A 20,462-nucleotide genomic window follows, 5' to 3' on the forward strand; every position below is an offset into this window, starting at 1 on the left:
TCACCCCTTTTCGCTCAGGAACAGTTCGTAGGCATGGACTACGCTGGCGTTTTCATGTACCACCGCCCTCACCGCTTTTAGCATCGCGACCGGCGATTCAGACTGGAAGATGTTGCGCCCCATATCCACTCCGGAAGCGCCCTGATCAATAGCCTGATAACACATCTCCAGCGCCTCACGTTCCGGCAGTTTTTTACCGCCTGCAATCACGATGGGTACCGGACATCCCGCTGCCACACGCTCAAAACCTTCATCGACGTAATAGGTTTTGATAATGTTCGCGCCCATTTCAGCAGCAATTCGGGTTGCCAGCGAGAAGTAACGCTGGTCACGCGCCATATCTTTACCCACACCGGTCACCGCCATGGTCGGCATGCCATAACGCATCCCCTGATCAACCAGCTGGATGATGTTTTTAATCGACTGATGTTCATATTCACTGCCGATATATACCTGTGCCGCCATTGCTGCGACATTCAGGCGCAGCGCATCTTCTATCGCTACCGCCACCGCTTCATTTGAGAGTTCAGTCAGGATAGAGTTACCGCCGGAAGCCCGCATCACTACGGGTTTGTTCACCGCAGCAGGCACCACGCTGCGCAGCACGCCACGGGTACACATCAGTACGTCAGCGTGCGCAAACAAAGGCGCAATATTAATGTCGATACGTTCAAGACCCGTCGTCGGCCCCTGAAAATAGCCATGATCAAATGCCAGCATAACCGTCCGGCCTGAATGGGGATTGAAAATCCGCGCCAGCCGCGATTGCATTCCCCAGTCAAGCTGACCGCTGCCTTTGAGGAAGAATGCATGATTGTCCTGCGGCGTGCCGATGCCGAAATTTTTACCGTCTCTGATATCGTCCAGATCTGCCATTTCATTTTCTCCTTACTCGTCAGAAGTCATATTTGCCAATGTTGTCTTTGGTGAAGACCACGCGTTCGGGCAGTAAAACGATGCCGTTACCTTTGGCCTCATACTGGTAGCCCTGCACACTGTTCGGTACCACTTCCACCGCTCCGACGTCCGGCACATCCAGTTTGTCGCCCACGTTAAGCTCGCCTTTTTTCAGTAACTGATCAGCAACGTAAACCGAAATCTTGCCCTGACTGACCACATCCCACAGGCCAAACTGTTTCACCGTGCCGCGTTCAACATACGGCCGCATAACGTTTGGTGTGCTGAAGCCGACGATAGTCACGTTCATCCGTTTAAGATTTTCCGCCGCCTGCGCGGCTGCCGGTAATGCGTTGGCATCAGGCGCAATGATTGCGTCGAGGTCCCCGTAGGATTTAAGGATACCTTCGGCGGTTTGTAGCGATTTGGTGGCGTCGTTATAGCCGTATTGTGTGGTGACGATTTCCCAACCCGGATGCTCTTTGGCGATTTTGGTTTTTGCCTCTTTCACCCACTGGTTCTGGTCGGTAACCGTCGGGCTGGAATAAAAAAACGCCACCTTGGCCTTTTCTTTTTTCACCTGACTGGAGGTCATATCCACCAGCATCGAGCCAAGTTGCTGCGGCGTGCCCTGATTGATGTAAATCGAGCGGCATTCCGGTTTGGTATCAGAATCCCAGGTCAGCACTTTCACGCCACGTTGCATGGCACGTTTGAGCGCCGGGCACAGACCGTCGGGTGACACTGCAGCAACCACAATCGCGTTATATCCCTGATTGACGAAGTTGTTGATCATCTGCACCTGACCGGACACGCTCGGTTCCGTGGGCCCGTCATAGGTCACGTCTGCCCCCAACGCTTTACCGGCGGCCATTGCGCCGTTACCCCCACTGGTGAAATAACCGACGCCCACCAGTTTTGGAATAAACGCGATGCGTTCAGCCGCCTGCGCATTGAGGCAGGCCAGGCTTACAGCACTGGTAATTAATAAGGTTTTCAAAGAATTGGATTTCATTATTCACCCCGGCTTAGTGAGAAATAGATGGTTTCGACGTCAAGGAAGAAGAAGACGCAGACCCGCGCTGGCGATAACGCTGGAATACACTGCGGATAAGATCACGATTGAGACTGGCAGAACGGCCAATAACCACCAGGATCAGCAGTGCCCCCGAAAGTGCGCTTGAGACCTGGCTCGATACGCCAACCATCTGCAACCCTTGCTGGAGATAGCCGATCAGCAGCGTCGCCAGCGCCGTGCCGAGAATAGAACCTGAACCGCCGTAGATATTGGCACCGCCGAGCACCACAGCGGTAATCGCCGGCATCAGCAAAGCATTGCCGAGATCAGAACGGGCTGAGCCGAAGTATGAAGTCATCAGAATGGCGGCCACAGCAGATGCCAGCCCGGTCATGCCATATAACGCGAAAACTGTGCGACTGACCGGCAGCGCGCCATAACGCGCCACACGGGAATTCTGACCGATAAGAAACACGTTGCGGCCGGTGCGACTGCGGTGCATCAATAGCCAGAATAAAAGTGTGGCGGCCAGGAAAATCAGCAGTGGCACCGGCACGCCGATGACCACCAGATTGGCGAAATTGGTAAAGGTATCCGGAAAATTACCGATGCCTTCAAAACCCGTTGCGCCCGCCAGTCCGGAAAGCAGCAAGGCGCTGCCGCCGAACAAATAAAGTGTGCCGAGCGTAATAACCAGCGGATTGACGCCGGTATAAAGGATCAGTGCTGCATTCAGTAAACCGCAGGCAGCACCGAGCGCAAGCGTAAGGGGTATCGCCAGTACCAGCGGTACGTGTGCCTGAAATAATACGCCGAGCGCGATGGCGCACAGACCGATGGTTGAACCGAACGAAATGTCTATGCCGCCGCTGACAATCACCAGCGTCAGCGGCAACGCCACGATGCCGATGGTGATGAAATCGCTGGTGCTGAACAGCAGCGTACTGGCATCCAGCATGCGCGGATTGGCGACACCGAACAGTAAAATTTCCACGATCAACAGCGCCAGCAGCGCCGCTTCCCAGCCATATTGTTGCAGTTTGTTCATTACACCACCCCGCTCTTTTTGCCGGTACTTAACCGCCGCGTGAGATTTTTTTGCGGCTGTGATTTACGTTCAGAAGGTTTCTTTGGTGGCGGCTGAGTGGCAGAAAGAAAACGGGCGTATTTCTGGCGGCGCAGGTTTTTCTGCAAGGCCTGACGCAATCTGCCGTCGAACACCAGTACGGCCAGCAACACCAGACCGGCGATGAAATCGTTCCACCAGGCCGGAAAACGTAACAGCACCAGCACACTGTCGATTTGTGTGAGGAAATACGCCCCGAGTACGGCACCCAGTATTGAACCTGTACCACCGAGCAGGCTGATGCCGCCAAGGACACAGGCTGCGATAGCTTTCATCTCCAGCCCGCTGCCGGTCTGATTGGGCACGAAACCAATTTGCGAGGCGAATACGATCCCGGCAATGGCAGCCATCATGCCGTTAATGCCGAATGCAAGAATGCGTACACGGTTAACCGCCACGCCGAGCTGCCGTGCACCCTGTAAATTGTCACCGACAGCGTAGAAGCTGCGCCCGAATGTGGTGCGTCCGAGTATCCAGAACATCACCGCCAGCAATACAATGACCAGCCAGCCGAGCGAAGACACACTCAGGAAAACCGGTTCAGATAAAGATTTCAGCCCGGCGGGTAAGCCTTCAATCCATTTACCGCCGGTCATCAGCAGCATCAGACCGCGGTATAAGCCCAGCGTACCGAGAGTGGCAACGATTGCCGGAATACGCAGCCACGCGACCAGCACACCATTGAATAATCCGGCCAGTAAACCGGTGCCGAGAGTGAGCAGACAGGCCAGCGACAGGTTCATACCGCCGTTAAGCAGGACGCCCAGCGTTACGGCGCACAACCCCGTAACGGAGCCGACCGAAACGTCGATATTGCGGGTCAGCATGACGACAGTTGCCCCCATTGCCAGCAACATCAGGATCTGCGCACTGCCGAAAATCATGCCCAGCGTCTGGAAGCTGAATGACTGGCTGTCCATCGTACCGAGCAAGGCAAACAGCGCAATAATCGCTATCAGCGCCGTCAGTTCACGGTTGTTTTGTATCCGCTTCAGCATGAGGTTCCTCCGGTAGCGGGAGTGTTGGCATGATTACCAAACGCAATGTGCATGATGTTGCTGACGTTGATGTCGCTGCCCTGCAACTCGCCGCTCATTTCGCCCTGATGCATGACGAATACCCGATCCGCCAGCCCTTCGATTTCATCCAGATCAGAAGAAATCAGGATCACTGCAACGTTCTGTTGCACCACGCTGCGCAACAGCTGGTAAATGTCAGCACGTGCTGACACATCCACGCCGCGCGTTGGTTCATCGACAATCAGCACCGCAGGTTGTGCTTCCAGGCATTTAGCAATAAGCAGTTTTTGCTGATTTCCGCCGGAAAGTGTGCGGGCGGTTTGTGCACCGTCGCGGTATTTAATGCCCAGCGCACGGTGATAACGTTCCAGCACGGCGGCTTCACGTTTGAGATTCAGCCACCAGCTCTGACGGTTGAAGGTCAGTGAGGTGGTGTTCCAGCTTAATGGTGCATCGAGATAGAGGCCGGACGCCTGGCGGTCTTCCGGCAGATACACCAGCCCCTTTTTCAGCCGCTGTAATGTGTTCATTCCGCTGATGTCTTGTTGCATCAGTACAACCTGACCACTTTGCGCCCCGCGCAGGCCATACAGGGTTTCGGCCAGTTCCGTACGTCCTGCGCCCACCACACCTGCCAGCCCGACGATTTCTCCTGCGCGGGCGCTGAATGAAATATTGATAAACCCTTCGCCGGTCAGGTTTAGTACCTGCAAGACGGGCTCACTGCCGGCCCTATCACGCCGGGAGCCGGGTAAATCCAGCCACAGCTTTTGTTCTGCCGGCAGCGCGGTGTCCTGTGAATGCGGGGTAATGGCACGGATCAGCGCATCGTTATCCAGTTCGGCAAGCCTGCCGCTGAGCGCAATTTTGCCATCACGCATCACACTGACCCGGTCCGCAATGGCTCGAATTTCAGGCAGTTTGTGCGAGATAAACACCACGCCGACACCCTGTCCGGTGAGATGCCGGACCTGGGTGAATAAACGGGCGGATTCTGCCGGTGTCAGCGAGGCGGTCGGTTCATCAAGGATCAACAGTCGCGCGTCACGCATCAGCCCGCGCAGAATTTCCACCAGTTGCTGATCGGCCACTTCAAGGGTTCCGGCCAGCGCACCCAGCGGTAAATTGCAGCCCAGCCCAGTGAGCGTCTGCTGCAATTTTTTTTCGCTTGCCTGATGTGCAGGCAAACGGAAAAGAATGTTTTCGCGCACGGTCAGGCTGGGGAACAGCATCGGCTCTTGCGGAACCAGATAAATCCCTGCCTGATGTGCTTTCGCCGGTGACAGCGCCAGTAAAGGTTCGCCGCCAAGCAGTAACGTGCCGCAATCGGCCATTTCTACACCGGCAATAATTTTCATCAGTGTCGATTTACCTGCCCCGTTGCCGCCCAGCAGCGCGTGGACTTCTCCGTACAGCAGGCTGAAATCGATGTCTTTCAGCACCGCCACACCGGAGAAGCTTTTACTGACACCGCTGACCTGCAACAGCAGGTCCGTAGTTTGCAGGTCTGCTGATAACTGTTTGCTGCTCTGCATACACCGGCCTCTGGCTTGATACATTTATTGAACAAATGTATTTATGATTTAACATTGTTCATAAAACTAGACCGAGGTGACAGGGAAAACTTTTGTACTGATCACAGTTTGTTCAACTCATATACTCTGCGTTATGATTCAGGCGGTAATCATTTGAATTTTGCCAAACACATCACAGTTAACAACATTTCGTTAACGAACAATTGATCTACATTTTGATAAGTGTTCACTATGAATGATAAGACAACGCTTTCCGATTTGACTAACCATCCGGAATTCAGCATGGGTGAAGAGGAACTGCTGGCGCGCACCGCGTGGTTTTATTACCACGACGGCCTGACCCAGAATGAAATTGGTGAACGGCTTGGTTTGACGCGGCTGAAAGTGTCACGCCTGCTGGAAAAAGGCCGACAGTCAGGGGTGATCCGCGTACAAATTAACTCGCGTTTTGAGGGGTGTTTATCGCTGGAAAACACACTGCTCAAACGCTTTGGTTTACAGCAGATCCGTGTGCTGCCCCAGTTGGCCGACGGTGCGTTGAGTGCAAGGCTGGGGATTGGCGCAGCGCACATGCTGATGGCATTGCTCAGGCCGGGGCAATTGCTGGCGGTGGGTTTTGGTGAAACGGCGATGAGCACGCTGCAACATCTGAGCGGGTTCATCTCCTCGCAGCAAATCCGCATGGTGACGCTTTCCGGCGGCGTCGGGCCTTATATGACCGGAATTGGTCAGCTTGACGCGGCGTGCGGTGTGAGCATTATTCCTGCGCCGCTGCGCGCATCATCAGCCAGCGTGGCGGCCATTTTTCGTCAGGAACGTAATGTCCACGATGTCATGCTGGCTGCCTGCGCGGCAGATATTGCGGTCGTCGGCATTGGTTCGCTGAACCAGAAACAGGAGGCGACCATTTTACGCTCCGGTTATATCAGCGAAGGTGAGCAGCTATTATTTGGCCGAAAAGGCGCGGTCGGCGACATTCTCGGTTTCTTCATGCAGCGCAACGGTGAGCTGGCAGAAAACATGGCGATCCACGATGAGCTGATTGCCGTCGCGCCGGACGAACTGGCCAGCATTCCGACGGTGTTAGGCGTCGCAGGTGGTGTCGAGAAAGCAGAAGCCATCGTTGCGGCGCTGAAAGGCAAACGAATTAACGCACTGGTAACTGAAGAGAGCACAGCAAGAGCCATGCTGGCGCTGCTCGACTGACCCGCAGGGAGTGAGGGGCGTGGCGGTCAGGTAAACGGTGCCCGATAAACTGGCACGAGAGAACATTCTGATGACCTCTACCCTGAACTCTGATCACGATCGCAGCTACCTGATGGCGCTGGATGCGGGCACCGGCAGCATCCGCGCGGTGATTTTCAATTCCGAAGGCCAACAGATTGCTGCCGGACAGGCTGAATGGATCCATCTGGCGGTGCCGGATGTACCCGGTTCGATGGAGTTTGATCTGCAAAAAAACTGGCAACTGGCCTGCCAGTGTATCCGTCAGGCGTTGCAGGAGGCGCATCTTCCTGCCTCTGCGATCCGTGCTGTGGCGGCCTGCTCCATGCGCGAAGGCATTGTACTGTACGACAAATCCGGTGAGCCCCTCTGGGCCTGTGCCAATGTGGATGCCCGCGCCAGCCGTGAAGTTTCCGAATTAAAAGAGATCCATGATTTCGAATTTGAACGCGAAGTCTATGAATGCTCCGGTCAGACTCTGGCGCTGAGCGCCATGCCGCGTCTGCTGTGGCTGGCACATCACCGCCCGGACATTTACCGTCAGGCCGCCACCATCACCATGATCAGCGACTGGCTGGCGTACATGCTCAGCGGCGAACTGGCGGTTGATCCGTCAAATGCCGGCACGACCGGGATGCTGGATTTAGCCACCCGCAACTGGCGGCCTGAGCTGCTGGATATGGCCGGTCTGCGCGCCGATATGCTTTCTCCGGTGGCTGAAACCGGTACGCGCCTTGGTTATGTCACCGCCCGCGCGGCCGACGCTTGTGGTCTGACAGCCGGAACGCCGGTCGGCATGGGCGGCGGAGACGCACAACTGGGCACACTGGGACTCGGGCTGGTGCACCCCGGCCAGACCGCCGTTCTCGGCGGCACGTTCTGGCAGCAAATCGTCAACCTGCCTCAGGCGGTCACCGATCCCGAAATGAATATCCGCGTTAATCCGCACGTCATTCCCGGCATGGCACAGGCGGAATCCATCAGTTTCTTCACCGGCCTGACCATGCGTTGGTTCCGCGACGCATTCTGTACCGAAGAGAAAACCATGGCGCACCGTCTTGGCGTAGACGCTTACAGCTTGCTGGAAGACATGGCCGCCCGCGTACCTGTCGGTGCCTGGGGCGTCACGCCAGTGTTCTCCGATGCCATGCATTTCAAAAACTGGTATCACGCGGCACCGTCATTCATCAATCTGTCTATCGATCCGGAAAAGTGCAATAAACCGGTACTCTTCCGTGCATTAGAAGAAAATGCCGCCATCGTCTCGGCCTGTAATCTGGATATGATCGCCCGGTTTTCCGGTGTACGTGCCCGATCGCTGGTGTTTTCCGGCGGGGGTTCAAAAGGAAAATTATGGTGTCAGATTTTAAGTGATGTTACCGGTGTTCCGGTTCATGTGCCCGTGGTGAAAGAAGCCACCGCACTGGGTTGTGCAATTGCCGCAGGCGTTGCAGCAGGTCTCTACTCGTCCCTCGCTGAAACCGGCGAATCACTGGTGCGCTGGGAGCGAGAATATCAACCGGATGTCGCCAATCATGCAAAATATCTGGTGCAGAAAGCGAACTGGCAGGAAGTGTATGCAGATCAACTGGGACTGGTGGACAGGCAACTGACGACGTCGATGTGGAAAGCGCCAGGACTTTAAAGATAATTTCGGAATGCTTCCTCCCCTGCGAAGGGGAGGAGTAATCCAAATCTGGCGTTATTTAACACTCGCCATCGGCGGATCCATCGCCACTTTGCCTTTCACGGCTTTGTTTTTCACTCTTCTCGACCACATCGCGGTCAGTATCGGCACGAGAACTGAAGTGACAATCACTGATGTGGCAACCAGCGCAGTGGCGGCCGGCGCAATCGGTTTGAACTGCGGCACCATTTCGGCAATCAGCACCGGTGTTGCCACGGCAGCACCGGCTGAACTGGAGGCCGCAATACCGGCTGTTCCGTCACCGCCTCCGATGAATTTATCGGCGAGGATCAGCGGAATACCCGTAATGACAATGACGGCTACGCCCAGTAATACGCCTAACAGGCCGGTTTGCGCGATGACGGTCAGGTTGATGGTATTACCCAGCGCGAAGGCGAAGAACGGGATCAGCGTTTGTACTGCTTTGCTGAAGAATTCACGCAGTTCAGGGTCGAGATTGCCTAAGCCGAAACCGACCAGAAATGGCAACACGGCGCCGACGAAGACGTGCGGTTCAAAAGAGGCGATACCGGCAGTGCCGAGGATCACCATGGTCATCAGCGGGCCGGATTCAAGAGACATCAGCACAAACGCGCCCGCCTCTTCTTTTGTGCCGTATTGTTGCATCACCGAGGCATACAGGCCACCGTTGGTCATATCCATTGATGCAACCAGCGCCAGCACCGAAAGCCCGGCGAAGAAGCCAAATTCCACACCGTTCTCCGGCATGAACCGTGATGCCACTGCCGCAACAATCCAGGCGACCGCTATCTTAGTGACAACCAGTGTGCCGGATTTACGCAATACCGTACCGGTTGCGCTGAGTTTGATGGAGGCACCCATGCAGAAAAACCACACCGCCAGAATCGGTACAGTACCGGTCATCAGTCCGTTGGTGAAGGAACCAAAATATTTACCGGAATCAGGCGCGAAGGTATGACACAAGGCACCGATAAAGAGAGGGACCAACATCATCCCGCCAGGGATTTTTTCTATCGCTCGTTTAATGTGCATAATTTTCACCTGATTTAAAAAGTAACAGACTCCGAATGCCGCTACGTTATCCATTTATCAGGCTGATAAAAGTGATTCACTTCATAAATTGAAACGATGTTTCTATTTTTTAGATCGCTAGTTTTATAAATTTATTTCGTCAATATTTGATTTCGGAGGGAAATCACATTTTCGAACTATTTGTACAAAAATTCTTAACGCACAAAAACAAAAAAGCCCGCAGCAGTGGTCTGTGCGGGCCGGGTGTCACGCAAGATATCAGCTCAGCGAGGAAGTGCCGAAAGCCTGCTGCCAGTCAGCATCAAACTTTTCCACCGCAGCCTGCACCGCTGGCGTGCTGAATAGCTGTTCAGCCACATCAACCGGCAACGTGATGGACTGACAGCCCGCCAGCAGACACTCTATGGCCTGACGCGGCGTTTTGAAACTCGCGGCCAGTACTTTTGATTGCGGCGCGTGCAGGCTCAGTAAGGTCTGTAAATCTTTCACCATGGCAATGCCGTCACCCCCCTGGGCATCAAGCCTGTTCACGTAAGGCGCGACATATTCCGCCCCGGCCAGTGCCGAGAGTAACCCCTGACCTGCCCCGTACACCGCGGTACCCAACGTCGGAACGTTCATGCCCTTGAGCTTTTTGATAGCTGCCAGACCTTCACCGGTCACCGGCACCTTCACCACTAAGCCGGACACCCGTTGTGTCAGTAACAACGCTTCTGCCACCATTTGTTCGGCATCAGCAGCCATCACCTGCGCGAATAATTTACCGTTACCGCCCAGGGCATCACGCAGTGCAGGCAGCACTTCCCACAGCGATTTTCCTTCTTTTGCCACAATGCTCGGATTGGTGGTAACGCCCTGTAATGGCAGGATGCGCGATAAGCGTTTTACAGCGATGACATTGGCAGTATCGAGATAGAGCTCCATAACTTCCTTCCTGAACGTGTGAGTGAATGCAAAGTTCAGTGAGTGTACGCCTGGAAGCAGACGGTTTGTTGATCATCGTCAAAATCACTTTCGAATGAAAGATAGTAAATTACGAAAGAAGCATTAAACGCCAAGGAGCGTCGACATGATTTTCAATGTACAGCGTTATTCCACACATGATGGGCCTGGGATCCGCACGGTGGTTTTTCTGAAAGGTTGTTCCCTGAAATGTACCTGGTGCCAGAATCCGGAAAGCCGCTCCGCCACGGCTGACGTGCTGTACGACGCGCGTTTGTGCAGTGCGGATTGTCAGCACTGCGCAAAGACTTTTCCCCATGCGGTCAGCGTGGTAAATGGCAGGATTACGGTTCGCAGGGCGCAATTCCAGGCAGAGGATCTCTGTCAGATTGAACAGGTTTGCCCTTCCGGCGCGCTGAGTGTGTGCGGAGATAACGCGAATATTGACGCCCTGATGCAGCAAATCCTGCGGGATAAGCCTTTTTATATCCGCACCGGCGGCGGTGTAACGCTTTCCGGCGGCGAACCGTTTATGCAGCCACACACTGCACTGAACCTGCTGCAACGTTGCCGTCATGAAGGCCTGCATACCGCCGTGGAAAGCTGTCTGCATGTGCCGTGGCACTACATTCAACCCTCGCTGGGCGCGCTGGATTTAATGCTGGCCGATCTCAAGCATGTTGCCGATGAACCTTTCCGGCGCCTGACCGGGGGTTCCGCCAAAAGGGTGAAAGATAATTTCCGTCGTCTGGCCGCCGCCGGGCAAAAGCTTATCGTCCGCGTACCGTTAATTCCTGAGTTTAATGCCGATCGCGCCTCCATCCGCCAGATTGTTGATTTTGCCGCCAATGAAACCGGCTGCGAAGCTATCCATTTTTTGCCGTACCACACGCTGGGCATCAATAAATATGCCCTGCTGGGACAACCCTATCTGGCCCCGCGCCAGCCGTTAAATGACCCTGACCTGCTGACGTTTGCCGAAGAATACGCCACAGAAAAAGGACTTTGTGCACAGTTAAGAGGATAAGAAAAATGACCCAACTGAATCTGAACACCCTTTCGGCCCGTATTCTTTCTCACAAAGAAGCGCTGATCCACATCGTGAAGCCACCGGTGTGTACCGAGCGCGCACAGCACTACACGCAGGTTTATCAACAGCATGCTGACAAACCGCTTGCCATTCGCCGGGCACTGGCACTGGCCGAACATTTGCGTCAACGTACTATCTGGATCAAACACGATGAGCTGATCGTCGGTAATCAGGCCAGCGAAGTGCGCGCTGCGCCGATTTTCCCGGAATACACGGTGGGCTGGATCGAAAGTGAAATTGATGCGCTTGCTGACCGGCCGGGTGCGGGTTTTGCAGTCAGTGAAGCCAATAAGAAAATCCTGCATGAAATCTGCCCGTGGTGGCGCGGCCAGACCGTACAGGACCGCTGCTACGGTATGTTCACTGATGAACAGAAAGCCCTGCTCGACAGTGGTATCGTGAAAGCTGAAGGTAATATGACCTCCGGCGATGCCCACCTGGCGGTGAATTTTCCGCTGTTGCTGCAGCTGGGTCTGGACGGGTTGCGCAGTAAGGTGGATGAGCGTCGCAGCCGCATTAAACTGACTGACCGGGAAGACCTGCATAAAGAACAACTGCTGAAAGCCATTGATATCACGCTGGCAGCTGTCAGCGATCACGTCGTGCGTTTTGCCCGGCTGGCGCGTGATATGGCTGCGACACAAACCCGCGAGCCGCGCCGCAACGAGTTGCTGACGATCGCGGCTAACTGCGACGTCATTGCCCACCAGCCACCGCAAAACTTCTGGCAGGCATTACAACTGTGCTATTTCATCCAGTTGATTTTACAAATCGAATCCAACGGCCACTCAGTGTCATTCGGTCGTATGGATCAGTATCTTTATCCGTTCTGGCGTCGTGATGTCGAACTGGAACAAACGCTGGCGCATGATCAGGGCATTGAGCTGCTGCAAAGCTGCTGGCTGAAATTGCTGGAAGTCAACAAGATCCGCTCCGGTACACATTCCAAAGCCTCGGCGGGCAGTCCGCTGTACCAGAACGTCACCATCGGCGGACAGACTTTACATAATGATGTCGCCTGCGATGCTGTAAATCCGCTGTCATATGCCATTTTAGAATCCTGCGGACAATTGCGGTCCACTCAGCCCAATCTCAGCGTGCGCTATCACGCCGGAATGAGCAGTGATTTCCTTGATGCCTGCGTGCAGGTGATCCGCTGTGGTTTCGGCATGCCTGCCTTTAATAACGACGAAATTGTTATTCCTGAATTCATCAAACTGGGGGTCGAAAAACAGGATGCCTATGACTATGCTGCCATCGGCTGTATCGAAACGGCGGTCGGTGGCAAATGGGGTTATCGCTGTACCGGGATGAGTTTTATCAATTTTGCCCGCGTCATGCTTGCCGCACTGGAACAGGGGTACGATGCCAGGAGCCATACCCGTTTCCTGCCGCAGGAGCGTGGTTTGTCACAAGGGAATTTTGATAATTTCGAACAGGTGTTTGCACAATGGGACCAGCAGATCCGCTATTACACCCGCAAATCCATCGAAATTGAGTGTGTGGTAGATACCATTCTGGAAGAAAATGCGCAGGATATTCTGTGTTCGGCACTGGTCGATGACTGTATCGAACGCGGGAAGACCATCAAGCAAGGCGGCGCAAAATACGACTGGGTTTCCGGTTTGCAGGTCGGGATCGCCAATCTGGGTAACAGTCTGGTGGCGGTGAAAAAACTGGTATTCGATCAGGGTGTGATCGGCCAGCAGGAGCTGGCTCACGCACTGGCATCGGATTATGCGGGGCTGGACGGTGAACGACTGCGTCAACGGCTGATTAACGGTGCAGAGAAATATGGCAACGATCATGATGAGGTCGATAATCTGCTGGTGCGTGCGTATCAGTGCTACATCGATGAACTGTCGAATTATCACAATACCCGTTTCGGACGCGGCCCGGTCGGTGGCACGTATTATGCGGGTACATCGTCTATTTCTGCCAATGTGCCGTTTGGTGCCGCCACCACGGCCACACCGGACGGACGTAAGGCCTTCACACCGCTGGCGGAAGGGGCCAGCCCGGCATCCGGCACCGATCATCTCGGGCCGACGGCCGTATTTAATTCTCTGGGTAAATTGCCGACAGCAGCTATTCTCGGCGGCGTACTGCTCAATCAGAAACTGAATCCGGCTTCACTTGAAAATGAAAGCGATCGCGAGACGTTAATGCTGATGTTGCGGACATTCTTTGAGGAACATCGTGGCTGGCATGTTCAGTACAACATTGTTTCCCGCGAGACATTGCTGAAAGCCCGTGAGGAGCCGCAGAATTATCGCGACCTTGTGGTACGTGTTGCGGGGTACTCGGCATTCTTTACGGCCTTATCCCCTGAGGCGCAGGATGATATTATCGCCCGTACTGAACATTCACTGTAAAGTTCGCATCTGAATTTTACTTTCTCCGGGCGGCGCAGGTCGCCCTTATTTTGGGCGGTTATGAACGACAGACAGCAAGTTATTTTGCAATGGGTCAATGATAAGCAACGCATCAGCGTCAGTGAGTTGTCACAGATTTGTCAGGTGTCGGAAGTGACGATCCGTCACGATCTTACATTGCTGGAACAGCGACATTACCTGCGACGTGCCCACGGTTTCGCTGTCGCGATCCAGACAGATGACGTGGATACCCGCATGATGTCAAACTTCGCGCAGAAACAAAAACTGGCGAAATTTGCAGCGTCACTGATCCATGACGGTGAAACCGTATTTTTCGAAAGCGGCAGCAGCATCGCCCTGCTGGCCCAATACCTTACCGACAAAAAAAATCTGACGGTGATTACCGTCAGTAGTTATGTCGCTTCTCTGCTGAAAAGTATGCCCTGTGACGTGGTTCTGCTTGGCGGGATGTATCAGAAAACCAGCCAGACCGTAGTCGGCCCGCTGACCAGACTGTGCCTGCAACAGATGAATTTCAGCAAAGCGTTCATGGGCATCGACGGCTTCACTGACACCACCGGTTTTACCGGCCGTGACATGTTACGTGCAGATGTGGTGAATGCAGTGGTGGCAAAAGGGGCGGAAAATATCGTTTTGACGGATTCATCGAAATTCGGTCAAATAAATCTCAACCCGCTCGGACCGGTCAGCGCCTTCAGCCAGGTCATCACTGACGACAAATTATTACCGGACTACCAGCAGCAACTTTCCGCCGCTGGAATTAAGGTCAGCCTGGTCGGCTGACCTTGGGTATAACGACGATCATTGACCATAGTAAGCGTTTTTGCCGTGTTTACGCAGGTAATGTTTATCCAGTAATTGCGGCTGCATATCGGGTAACTGCGGCGTTAACTGGCGGGAGAAGATGCCCATGTAGGCGACTTCCTCCAGCACTACAGCGTTATGCACGGCATTATCGGCATCTTTCCCCCAGGCAAACGGCCCGTGCGAATGCACCAGTACAGCCGGAATATCTGCCGGTGACAAATTTCTTTCCGCAAAAGTTTTCACGATCACTTCTCCGGTTTCCCATTCATAACGCCCGGCGATTTCCTCCTCGGTCATCAGCCGCGTGCAGGGGATATTACCGTAGAAGTAATCTGCATGGGTGGTGCCCCAGGCGGGGATGTCCAAACCGGCCTGCGCCCAGATGGTGGCGTGGCGCGAATGTGTATGGACAATACCCCCTGCTTCGGGGAAATTCAGATACAGCACCCGGTGGGTATCAGTATCCGAAGACGGCTTTTTACTGCCCTCGACGATTTTTCCTGTCTCCAGTTCTACCACCACCATGTCGTCCACACCCATGTGGTCATATTCCACGCCTGAGGGTTTAATCACGACCAGCCCAAGTTTGCGGTCAACGGCGCTGACATTTCCCCAGGTAAAGGTCACCAGATTATGGCGAGGCAGTGCCAGGTTAGCCTCTAATACCTGCTCTTTCAGTTGTCTTAGCATCGTGGTTTCCTCTTATTGCGATGCTTTATTGTCTGGGTGGCCGGTGGATGCAGGTATGGGGGAAATCGCTAAAGAGTACGTACAGTTCTGCTGCAAACGTAAAAGTGCCCGTTTGTTCTATAAACCGTTGAAGATCTGTCCAGCTCTTTAGTTTTTTGTGTGGTGAGGAAGAGCATCTTTAGTGAATTAAGATTATTCACCTAGTGAATAGATATCACTTTTATTATTTTTAACTCACGGATGCACAATTGCGTCTGGATAGGAGAAAAATTATGATGCTCGTAAATAAACGTGTTGCCAGTATTGCACTGGTTCTGACTCTGGCGATGTCTGTCAGCGCTTGTGGTAACTGGTCTAAGCGTGACCGTAACACCGCAATCGGTGCGGGTGCGGGTGCGCTGGGTGGTGCAGTGCTGACTGACGGCAGTACCTTAGGGACGTTAGGTGGCGCGGCAGTCGGTGGTATCGTCGGACACCAGGTGAGTAAATAAAACAACCGGGAGATGAATTCTATTTAACTGGCATCAAAAAACGTAAGCGTTAAGCAACGAATAAAGCTAAAAATAGGATTGGGTTGTTCAGGTCAACTTTATTGTCATCACACAGATGACAAACAATGTGTTTTCGCGTTGTGATATCTCTAAAACCTAAAGCAAGATGCTGCACCTTTGCGGATGCAGCATCTTATTATGAACAGTCGATCATTTACCGGTCAATCAGCCACCCGCCAGTTTCACTTTCATTCCTTTCGCTTCCAGCAGCTGTTTGAGCAGGTCACGTTTATCGCCCTGGATCTCAATCACGCCGTCTTTCACAGCACCGCCACAACCGCATTTCTTTTTCAGTTCACCCGCAAGTTTTTCAAGTGCAATATCATCAAGATCGATACCGGTAATGAGGCTCACCCCCTTCCCTTTGCGCCCGCTTGTCTGGCGCTGAATACGCACTATACCGTCACCTTTCGGACGTTCCGTCACGGGTTTAGGCTCTTCAATTCTGCCGCTGTCGGTTGAATAAACTAAACGGCTGTTACTGTCATTGCTCATCGTATTTCCTTCTCAGCTCAATGAGGCGAGAATTTCACCTAAGGCCTGCGCCGGATCGGCAGCCTGCGTGATTGGACGACCAATCACCATATAGTCCACGCCCGCCGCCAGTGCTTGCTGGGGGGTCATGATACGACGCTGATCATCCGCTTTGCTGCCAGCCGGACGGATACCTGGCGTTACCAGTTTGAACGTCTGCCCGAGTGCGGATTTAAAGCGCGTCGCTTCCTGCGCGGAACACACAACACCGTCAAGGCCGCAGTCGCGAGTCAGGCGCGCCAGACGTTCAGCATAATCAGCCGGAGAAAGTTCGATACCTAAATCCGCCAGATCGCTGTCTTCCATACTGGTCAGCACGGTAACGGCAATCAGTAACGGCGCTTCTTTACCAAAAGGTGCCAGCGCTTCTTTGGCCGCCGTCATCATGCGAGCCCCCCCGCTGGCATGCACGTTCACCATCCAGACCCCCAGTTCTGCCGCAGCAGCCACAGCGCGCGCGGTGGTATTAGGAATATCGTGGAATTTCAGATCCAGAAAGACGTCGAAACCACGGTTTTGCAGATCTTTGATCATCTGCGGACCAAAATGGGTAAACATCTCTTTGCCAATTTTCAGACGGCAATCACGTGGATCTATTTTGTCGGCGAAGGCCAGTGCCGAAGATTTATCTGCGTAATCGAGAGCGACAACAATCGGCGATGTATTTAAGTCTTTGTTGTTGCTGTTATTTATGGACTTCATTTCGTCAGCCTCTTGTCAGTTTTTAAATCAGGAAGGAAAAATATCATTTTTGCCGCCCGCATTTTACATGGCAAGTCACTGAATTCACAGCTACACCTAATGTGACAGTTTTATTAAATTTTTGTGATGCACTAGACGACGCAACAAGGCTGGCATAGCTTGTTCATTTTACTCTAAGGAAAGGCTGAAAAATGAGTGAGATAACTACCCTGACCGTTAAAATCCCGGTTGAATTAAAAGAACTGATCAAAAACGCCGCTGCCGACGCGGAACATTCATTAAGTGCAGAAGTCGCGGCACGCCTGGAAGAGAGTTTTAACCCTGCTGCGCCGAAAGGTAAAAAAGCCGCAAAAGCCACTGAACACGAAATTGATAATCAGCATCTTGCAGAAGAGACGGAACCGGCACTGACCACCAAAGAAATCAAGAAATTACGCACCTTACTCAGTGCACGTAAAACAAGCAGCAAGAAAAAGTAAAAGTCATCCCGCTCCCCTTAATAATTCGCGTTACCCGGCACATGGACGAAACCCGAATCACTGCGTCATGTCAGTGATTCGGGTGGGAAAATGTCGCTGACACCTCAGCAATGCGAACAGGACAGAGGAAATTATTGGCCGTCCAGGCCCCGGATTGGCTTTATCGTCGCCCAGCCACGGCATGACGGGCAATGCCAGTACAGCGAATGCGCGGTAAAACCGCATTTATGGCAACGATAGCGTGGCTTGGTGCGGATCTGTTCACCCACCATATCCCGCAGCAATACCAGACTCTCTTTCGCACGCCCTTCTTCCGCATCTGCCAGATGGTAATCCATCAGATGATGGAACACCCGCATGGTCGGATGGCGTTGCAACTGGCGGTTGATATAGCTTTGCGCGGTCTCACGCCCTTCTTCCTCATGGATGATTTCAGCCAGCAACAGCTCTGCCGTAGCGCCGGTATTTTCGTCCACGCAACGTTTGAGAAACTCCGCCCATGCCAGCGTATCGTCAAGATTCTGGTAACACTCCTGCAGCATTGGCAACGCTTCGCTGACCAGCTCTTTATCCTGTTCCAGCACACGTTGTAAGGCTTCCGTCGCTTTGCGGTATTCACCCTGCGCCAGGAAGATTCGCCCCTGCATAATTGAAACACGTGCACAAAGTTTGTCTGCTGCTGCAGCTTTCTTCAGTAAGCCGGTCGCCTTATCGAAGTCTTCCGAAACCATCGCCTGCAATGCCAGCTCACACCAGAAATGCGCAATTTCTTTGCGCCGATTTTCTTTACCGAGCTTAACCAGACGTTCTGCCACGTCGATGGCGTTCTGCCAGTCGCTGGTGGCCTGATGAATAATCAACAGCTGTTCCAGCGCAAACAGCTGGAAATCCTGCTCTTTCACCAGCTGGTTGAACATGTCTTCCGCACGGTCATAGAAACCGGCAGCCATATAATCGCGTCCCAGTTGCTGTATGGCGAGCAGCCGCTGTTCGAAAGTCAGCGAAGCGCTTTCCATCAGTGACTGGTGAATACGGATCGCGCGATCAACTTCACCGCGGGAGCGGAACAGGTTACCCAGAGTCAGGTGCGCTTCGACCGTACTGCTGTCCTCTTTCAACATTTCGAGGAACAGGTCGACCGCTTTATCCTGCTGATTGGAAAGCAGGAAGTTAACGCCCGCGACGTATTCACGTGACAGGCGGTTAGCATTTTCCTGTTTGTCCTGCTGAGAACTTCTGCGCCCCATATACCAGCCATAAGCGGCCGCAACGGGCAACAACAGAAACAGCAGTTCTAACATAGAGGATTATTCCTTGCTGACATCGTAAGATGCTGTGGGCGGCGTAACGGCAGCCGCGGGTTCGATTTGTTGCTCAAGGCGTTTGATTTTACGCTGGGCACGACCCAGTGACAGACGTACGCGCAGATAGAACAAACCACAGATTATCCAGCCAAGAATAAAACCGGTCGCGAACAGTACGGCAAGCAGTGTGGAAACACGGTAGTCCCCCTGCGCCAACAAATAATTGAAGGTCACAGTCTGATCGTTATGGGCACCCAGGGTGATAGAAATCACAACGATGACCAGCAAAAATAAAAAAATCAGCAGATATTTCACATTCATTCCTGTAATGCCGGATGTACCGGATGAATTATGCCAAAAACTCTCGTTCCGACCTAATAAGTTAGCATTTCCGCACAAAGCAGGGAAACATTGCGAAGGCTTTAAATGCAGTCTGTAGAGACTTTATTCGACATTTTTGTGGTGCCGTGAACACCACCGCAATCTGGACTATGAAAAATATATGGGGATGAAAACGATGAATTAAAGGGGGGCAGAACAAGCCCCCTGAGGTTTCGGACCGTCTGGGATCAGAAGCCGTGACTATTCTCGCTCGCTGATTTCCCGCTTTTCTGCCGGTGGCGGTGTCAGCGGTCCGACATAACGCTCTGTCAGCCAGCAGGCCAACATGACCAGAAGCCAGCTGATGCCTACAGATGCCATCAGGTCACGCGGCCAGTGCATGCCAAGCATCAGTCTGCTGCCCATCACCACTACCGCCCACACCATCAGCACGGTGACCGTTTTATAGTGTTTACGCTGCCACAAAAGCCCGATACCCAGTAAAGCCCAGGTCGCGGCAAACATCGTGTGGCCTGAAGGGAACGCGTACCCTGTGTCGTTCTGCCAGCTTTTGTTCAGCCAGTGCGGGATTTGCGCATTATCGCCCAGGATGTCTTTCACCTGTCGTGCACGTGCTTTATTTTTCAGGGCGTAAAACTCACCGATGTTCATTTGATGGTCCGCCCCCAGCCATGCGACATACGGCCGGGGCTCGCGGACTTCACCTTTGATAAAATCTTTAACATACTGACCGGCCAGCAATGACAAAACGATGATCACCACCAGCACGGCTGCCGGTTTAAGCCTGAATCTCAGGCACCACAGAACCCAGCCGCAGAGGATCACAGTAGTCAAAATTCCCCATGGCTCACTCACCGTTTCCGTGACCCAATAAAGCGGACGTAGCACGGCGGGGTCACCACCCGGTGTCCACATCCAGCCGCTTATCCACACCGCAGCGGGCATCAGTAATAAAAGAACAGCTCCCAGCGCGGTGCGTCTGGCGATATCAAACATAATCGTCCCTTCAGTCATGCGAAAAAGAGTTGGAGTGTAGCAACGTTATTATTGCTTAACATTCCTTTGACGTGAGTTGTTGAAGAAGCGGTTATAATTCATAAGTTAT

Annotated in this window: 20 protein-coding genes; 7 read left to right on the forward strand and 13 right to left on the reverse strand. The window is 53.3% G+C overall.

Annotated elements, in window-relative coordinates:
- From lsrF to lsrA, 5 genes are read right to left on the reverse strand one after another with little or no spacing between them, the layout of a single operon-like run.
- Positions 1-876 carry a 3-hydroxy-5-phosphonooxypentane-2,4-dione thiolase gene (gene lsrF / locus J1781_RS23910; protein WP_217234293.1) on the reverse strand — a complete coding sequence of 292 codons (876 nt, stop codon included), beginning with the start codon at positions 874-876 and terminating at the stop codon, positions 1-3.
- Between the two features lie 19 nt (positions 877-895).
- Positions 896-1,912 (reverse strand): autoinducer 2 ABC transporter substrate-binding protein LsrB, encoded by a 1,017-nt coding sequence (gene lsrB / locus J1781_RS23915; RefSeq protein ID WP_217234294.1) that lies wholly within the window; start codon positions 1,910-1,912, stop codon positions 896-898.
- 13 nt (positions 1,913-1,925) lie between these two features.
- The gene (lsrD, locus tag J1781_RS23920; RefSeq protein WP_217234295.1) at positions 1,926-2,963 is read right to left on the reverse strand and encodes an autoinducer 2 ABC transporter permease LsrD; all 1,038 of its coding nucleotides are present in this window, start codon (positions 2,961-2,963) and stop codon (positions 1,926-1,928) included.
- Positions 2,963-4,039 (reverse strand): autoinducer 2 ABC transporter permease LsrC, encoded by a 1,077-nt coding sequence (lsrC, locus tag J1781_RS23925; RefSeq protein WP_129951537.1) that lies wholly within the window; start codon positions 4,037-4,039, stop codon positions 2,963-2,965. Before lsrC ends, lsrD begins: the two co-directional genes overlap by 1 nt.
- The gene (gene lsrA / locus J1781_RS23930; protein WP_217219451.1) at positions 4,033-5,595 is read right to left on the reverse strand and encodes an autoinducer 2 ABC transporter ATP-binding protein LsrA; all 1,563 of its coding nucleotides are present in this window, start codon (positions 5,593-5,595) and stop codon (positions 4,033-4,035) included. Before lsrA ends, lsrC begins: the two co-directional genes overlap by 7 nt.
- 231 nt (positions 5,596-5,826) lie before the next feature.
- Between lsrA and lsrR the strand changes: the two genes are divergently transcribed.
- Together lsrR and lsrK are read left to right on the forward strand one after the other, a co-directional pair.
- Complete coding sequence (gene lsrR, locus J1781_RS23935; protein WP_129990383.1) at positions 5,827-6,801, forward strand: transcriptional regulator LsrR; 975 nt, start codon at positions 5,827-5,829, stop codon at positions 6,799-6,801.
- 70 nt (positions 6,802-6,871) lie between these two features.
- Positions 6,872-8,464, forward strand: coding sequence for an autoinducer-2 kinase (gene lsrK, locus J1781_RS23940; RefSeq protein ID WP_129951540.1), 1,593 nt, complete (start codon positions 6,872-6,874; stop codon positions 8,462-8,464).
- A 57-nt stretch (positions 8,465-8,521) separates the two neighbouring features.
- On the opposite strand, the gene kdgT is transcribed toward lsrK, so the two are convergent.
- Positions 8,522-9,520: a 2-keto-3-deoxygluconate transporter gene (gene kdgT, locus J1781_RS23945; RefSeq protein WP_129951541.1), complete on the reverse strand. Its 999-nt coding sequence runs from the start codon at positions 9,518-9,520 to the stop codon at positions 8,522-8,524.
- A 258-nt stretch (positions 9,521-9,778) separates the two neighbouring features.
- Positions 9,779-10,444: a fructose-6-phosphate aldolase gene (gene fsa, locus J1781_RS23950; protein WP_129951542.1), complete on the reverse strand. Its 666-nt coding sequence runs from the start codon at positions 10,442-10,444 to the stop codon at positions 9,779-9,781.
- A 145-nt stretch (positions 10,445-10,589) separates the two neighbouring features.
- Here fsa and J1781_RS23955 point away from each other — a divergent pair, with 145 nt between their 5' ends.
- The 3 genes from J1781_RS23955 to J1781_RS23965 are packed head-to-tail and all read left to right on the forward strand — an operon-like array spanning position 10,590 to position 14,731.
- Positions 10,590-11,489 (forward strand): glycyl-radical enzyme activating protein, encoded by a 900-nt coding sequence (locus J1781_RS23955; RefSeq protein ID WP_217218975.1) that lies wholly within the window; start codon positions 10,590-10,592, stop codon positions 11,487-11,489.
- Between the two features lie 5 nt (positions 11,490-11,494).
- The gene (locus J1781_RS23960; protein WP_217234296.1) at positions 11,495-13,927 is read left to right on the forward strand and encodes a formate C-acetyltransferase/glycerol dehydratase family glycyl radical enzyme; all 2,433 of its coding nucleotides are present in this window, start codon (positions 11,495-11,497) and stop codon (positions 13,925-13,927) included.
- 60 nt (positions 13,928-13,987) lie between these two features.
- Positions 13,988-14,731, forward strand: coding sequence for a DeoR/GlpR family DNA-binding transcription regulator (locus tag J1781_RS23965; protein ID WP_129990386.1), 744 nt, complete (start codon positions 13,988-13,990; stop codon positions 14,729-14,731).
- A gap of 18 nt (positions 14,732-14,749) precedes the next feature.
- Here J1781_RS23965 and araD read toward each other — a convergent pair whose 3' ends face one another.
- On the reverse strand, positions 14,750-15,445 hold the full coding sequence (gene araD / locus J1781_RS23970; RefSeq protein WP_129990387.1) for an L-ribulose-5-phosphate 4-epimerase: 696 nt from the start codon (positions 15,443-15,445) through the stop codon (positions 14,750-14,752).
- 272 nt (positions 15,446-15,717) lie between these two features.
- Between araD and osmB the strand changes: the two genes are divergently transcribed.
- Positions 15,718-15,936 carry an osmotically-inducible lipoprotein OsmB gene (gene osmB, locus J1781_RS23975; RefSeq protein WP_015697121.1) on the forward strand — a complete coding sequence of 73 codons (219 nt, stop codon included), beginning with the start codon at positions 15,718-15,720 and terminating at the stop codon, positions 15,934-15,936.
- A 225-nt stretch (positions 15,937-16,161) separates the two neighbouring features.
- Here the strand turns inward: osmB and yciH are convergent, their stop codons facing one another.
- Together yciH and pyrF are read right to left on the reverse strand one after the other, a co-directional pair.
- Entirely contained in the window at positions 16,162-16,491 is a 330-nt protein-coding gene (gene yciH / locus J1781_RS23980) for a stress response translation initiation inhibitor YciH (protein ID WP_129951547.1), read from the reverse strand.
- 12 nt (positions 16,492-16,503) lie between these two features.
- Positions 16,504-17,232, reverse strand: a complete 729-nt coding sequence (pyrF, locus tag J1781_RS23985; RefSeq protein ID WP_129951548.1) for an orotidine-5'-phosphate decarboxylase — start codon at positions 17,230-17,232, stop codon at positions 16,504-16,506.
- 191 nt (positions 17,233-17,423) lie between these two features.
- On the opposite strand from pyrF, the gene J1781_RS23990 reads away from it, so the two are divergent.
- Positions 17,424-17,711 (forward strand): hypothetical protein, encoded by a 288-nt coding sequence (locus tag J1781_RS23990; RefSeq protein WP_015697118.1) that lies wholly within the window; start codon positions 17,424-17,426, stop codon positions 17,709-17,711.
- 131 nt (positions 17,712-17,842) lie between these two features.
- Here J1781_RS23990 and lapB read toward each other — a convergent pair whose 3' ends face one another.
- From lapB to pgpB, 3 genes are all read right to left on the reverse strand, one after another.
- Complete coding sequence (lapB, locus tag J1781_RS23995; RefSeq protein ID WP_129951549.1) at positions 17,843-19,012, reverse strand: lipopolysaccharide assembly protein LapB; 1,170 nt, start codon at positions 19,010-19,012, stop codon at positions 17,843-17,845.
- A 6-nt stretch (positions 19,013-19,018) separates the two neighbouring features.
- On the reverse strand, positions 19,019-19,330 hold the full coding sequence (locus tag J1781_RS24000) for a LapA family protein (RefSeq protein ID WP_129951550.1): 312 nt from the start codon (positions 19,328-19,330) through the stop codon (positions 19,019-19,021).
- Positions 19,331-19,597: 267 nt separating this feature from the next.
- Positions 19,598-20,353: a phosphatidylglycerophosphatase B gene (pgpB, locus tag J1781_RS24005; protein ID WP_129951551.1), complete on the reverse strand. Its 756-nt coding sequence runs from the start codon at positions 20,351-20,353 to the stop codon at positions 19,598-19,600.
- Between the last annotated feature and the right edge of the window lie 109 nt (positions 20,354-20,462).

The sequence above is a fragment of the Rahnella perminowiae genome, assembly GCF_019049695.1.
Classification (GTDB): Bacteria; Pseudomonadota; Gammaproteobacteria; order Enterobacterales; family Enterobacteriaceae; genus Rahnella; species Rahnella perminowiae.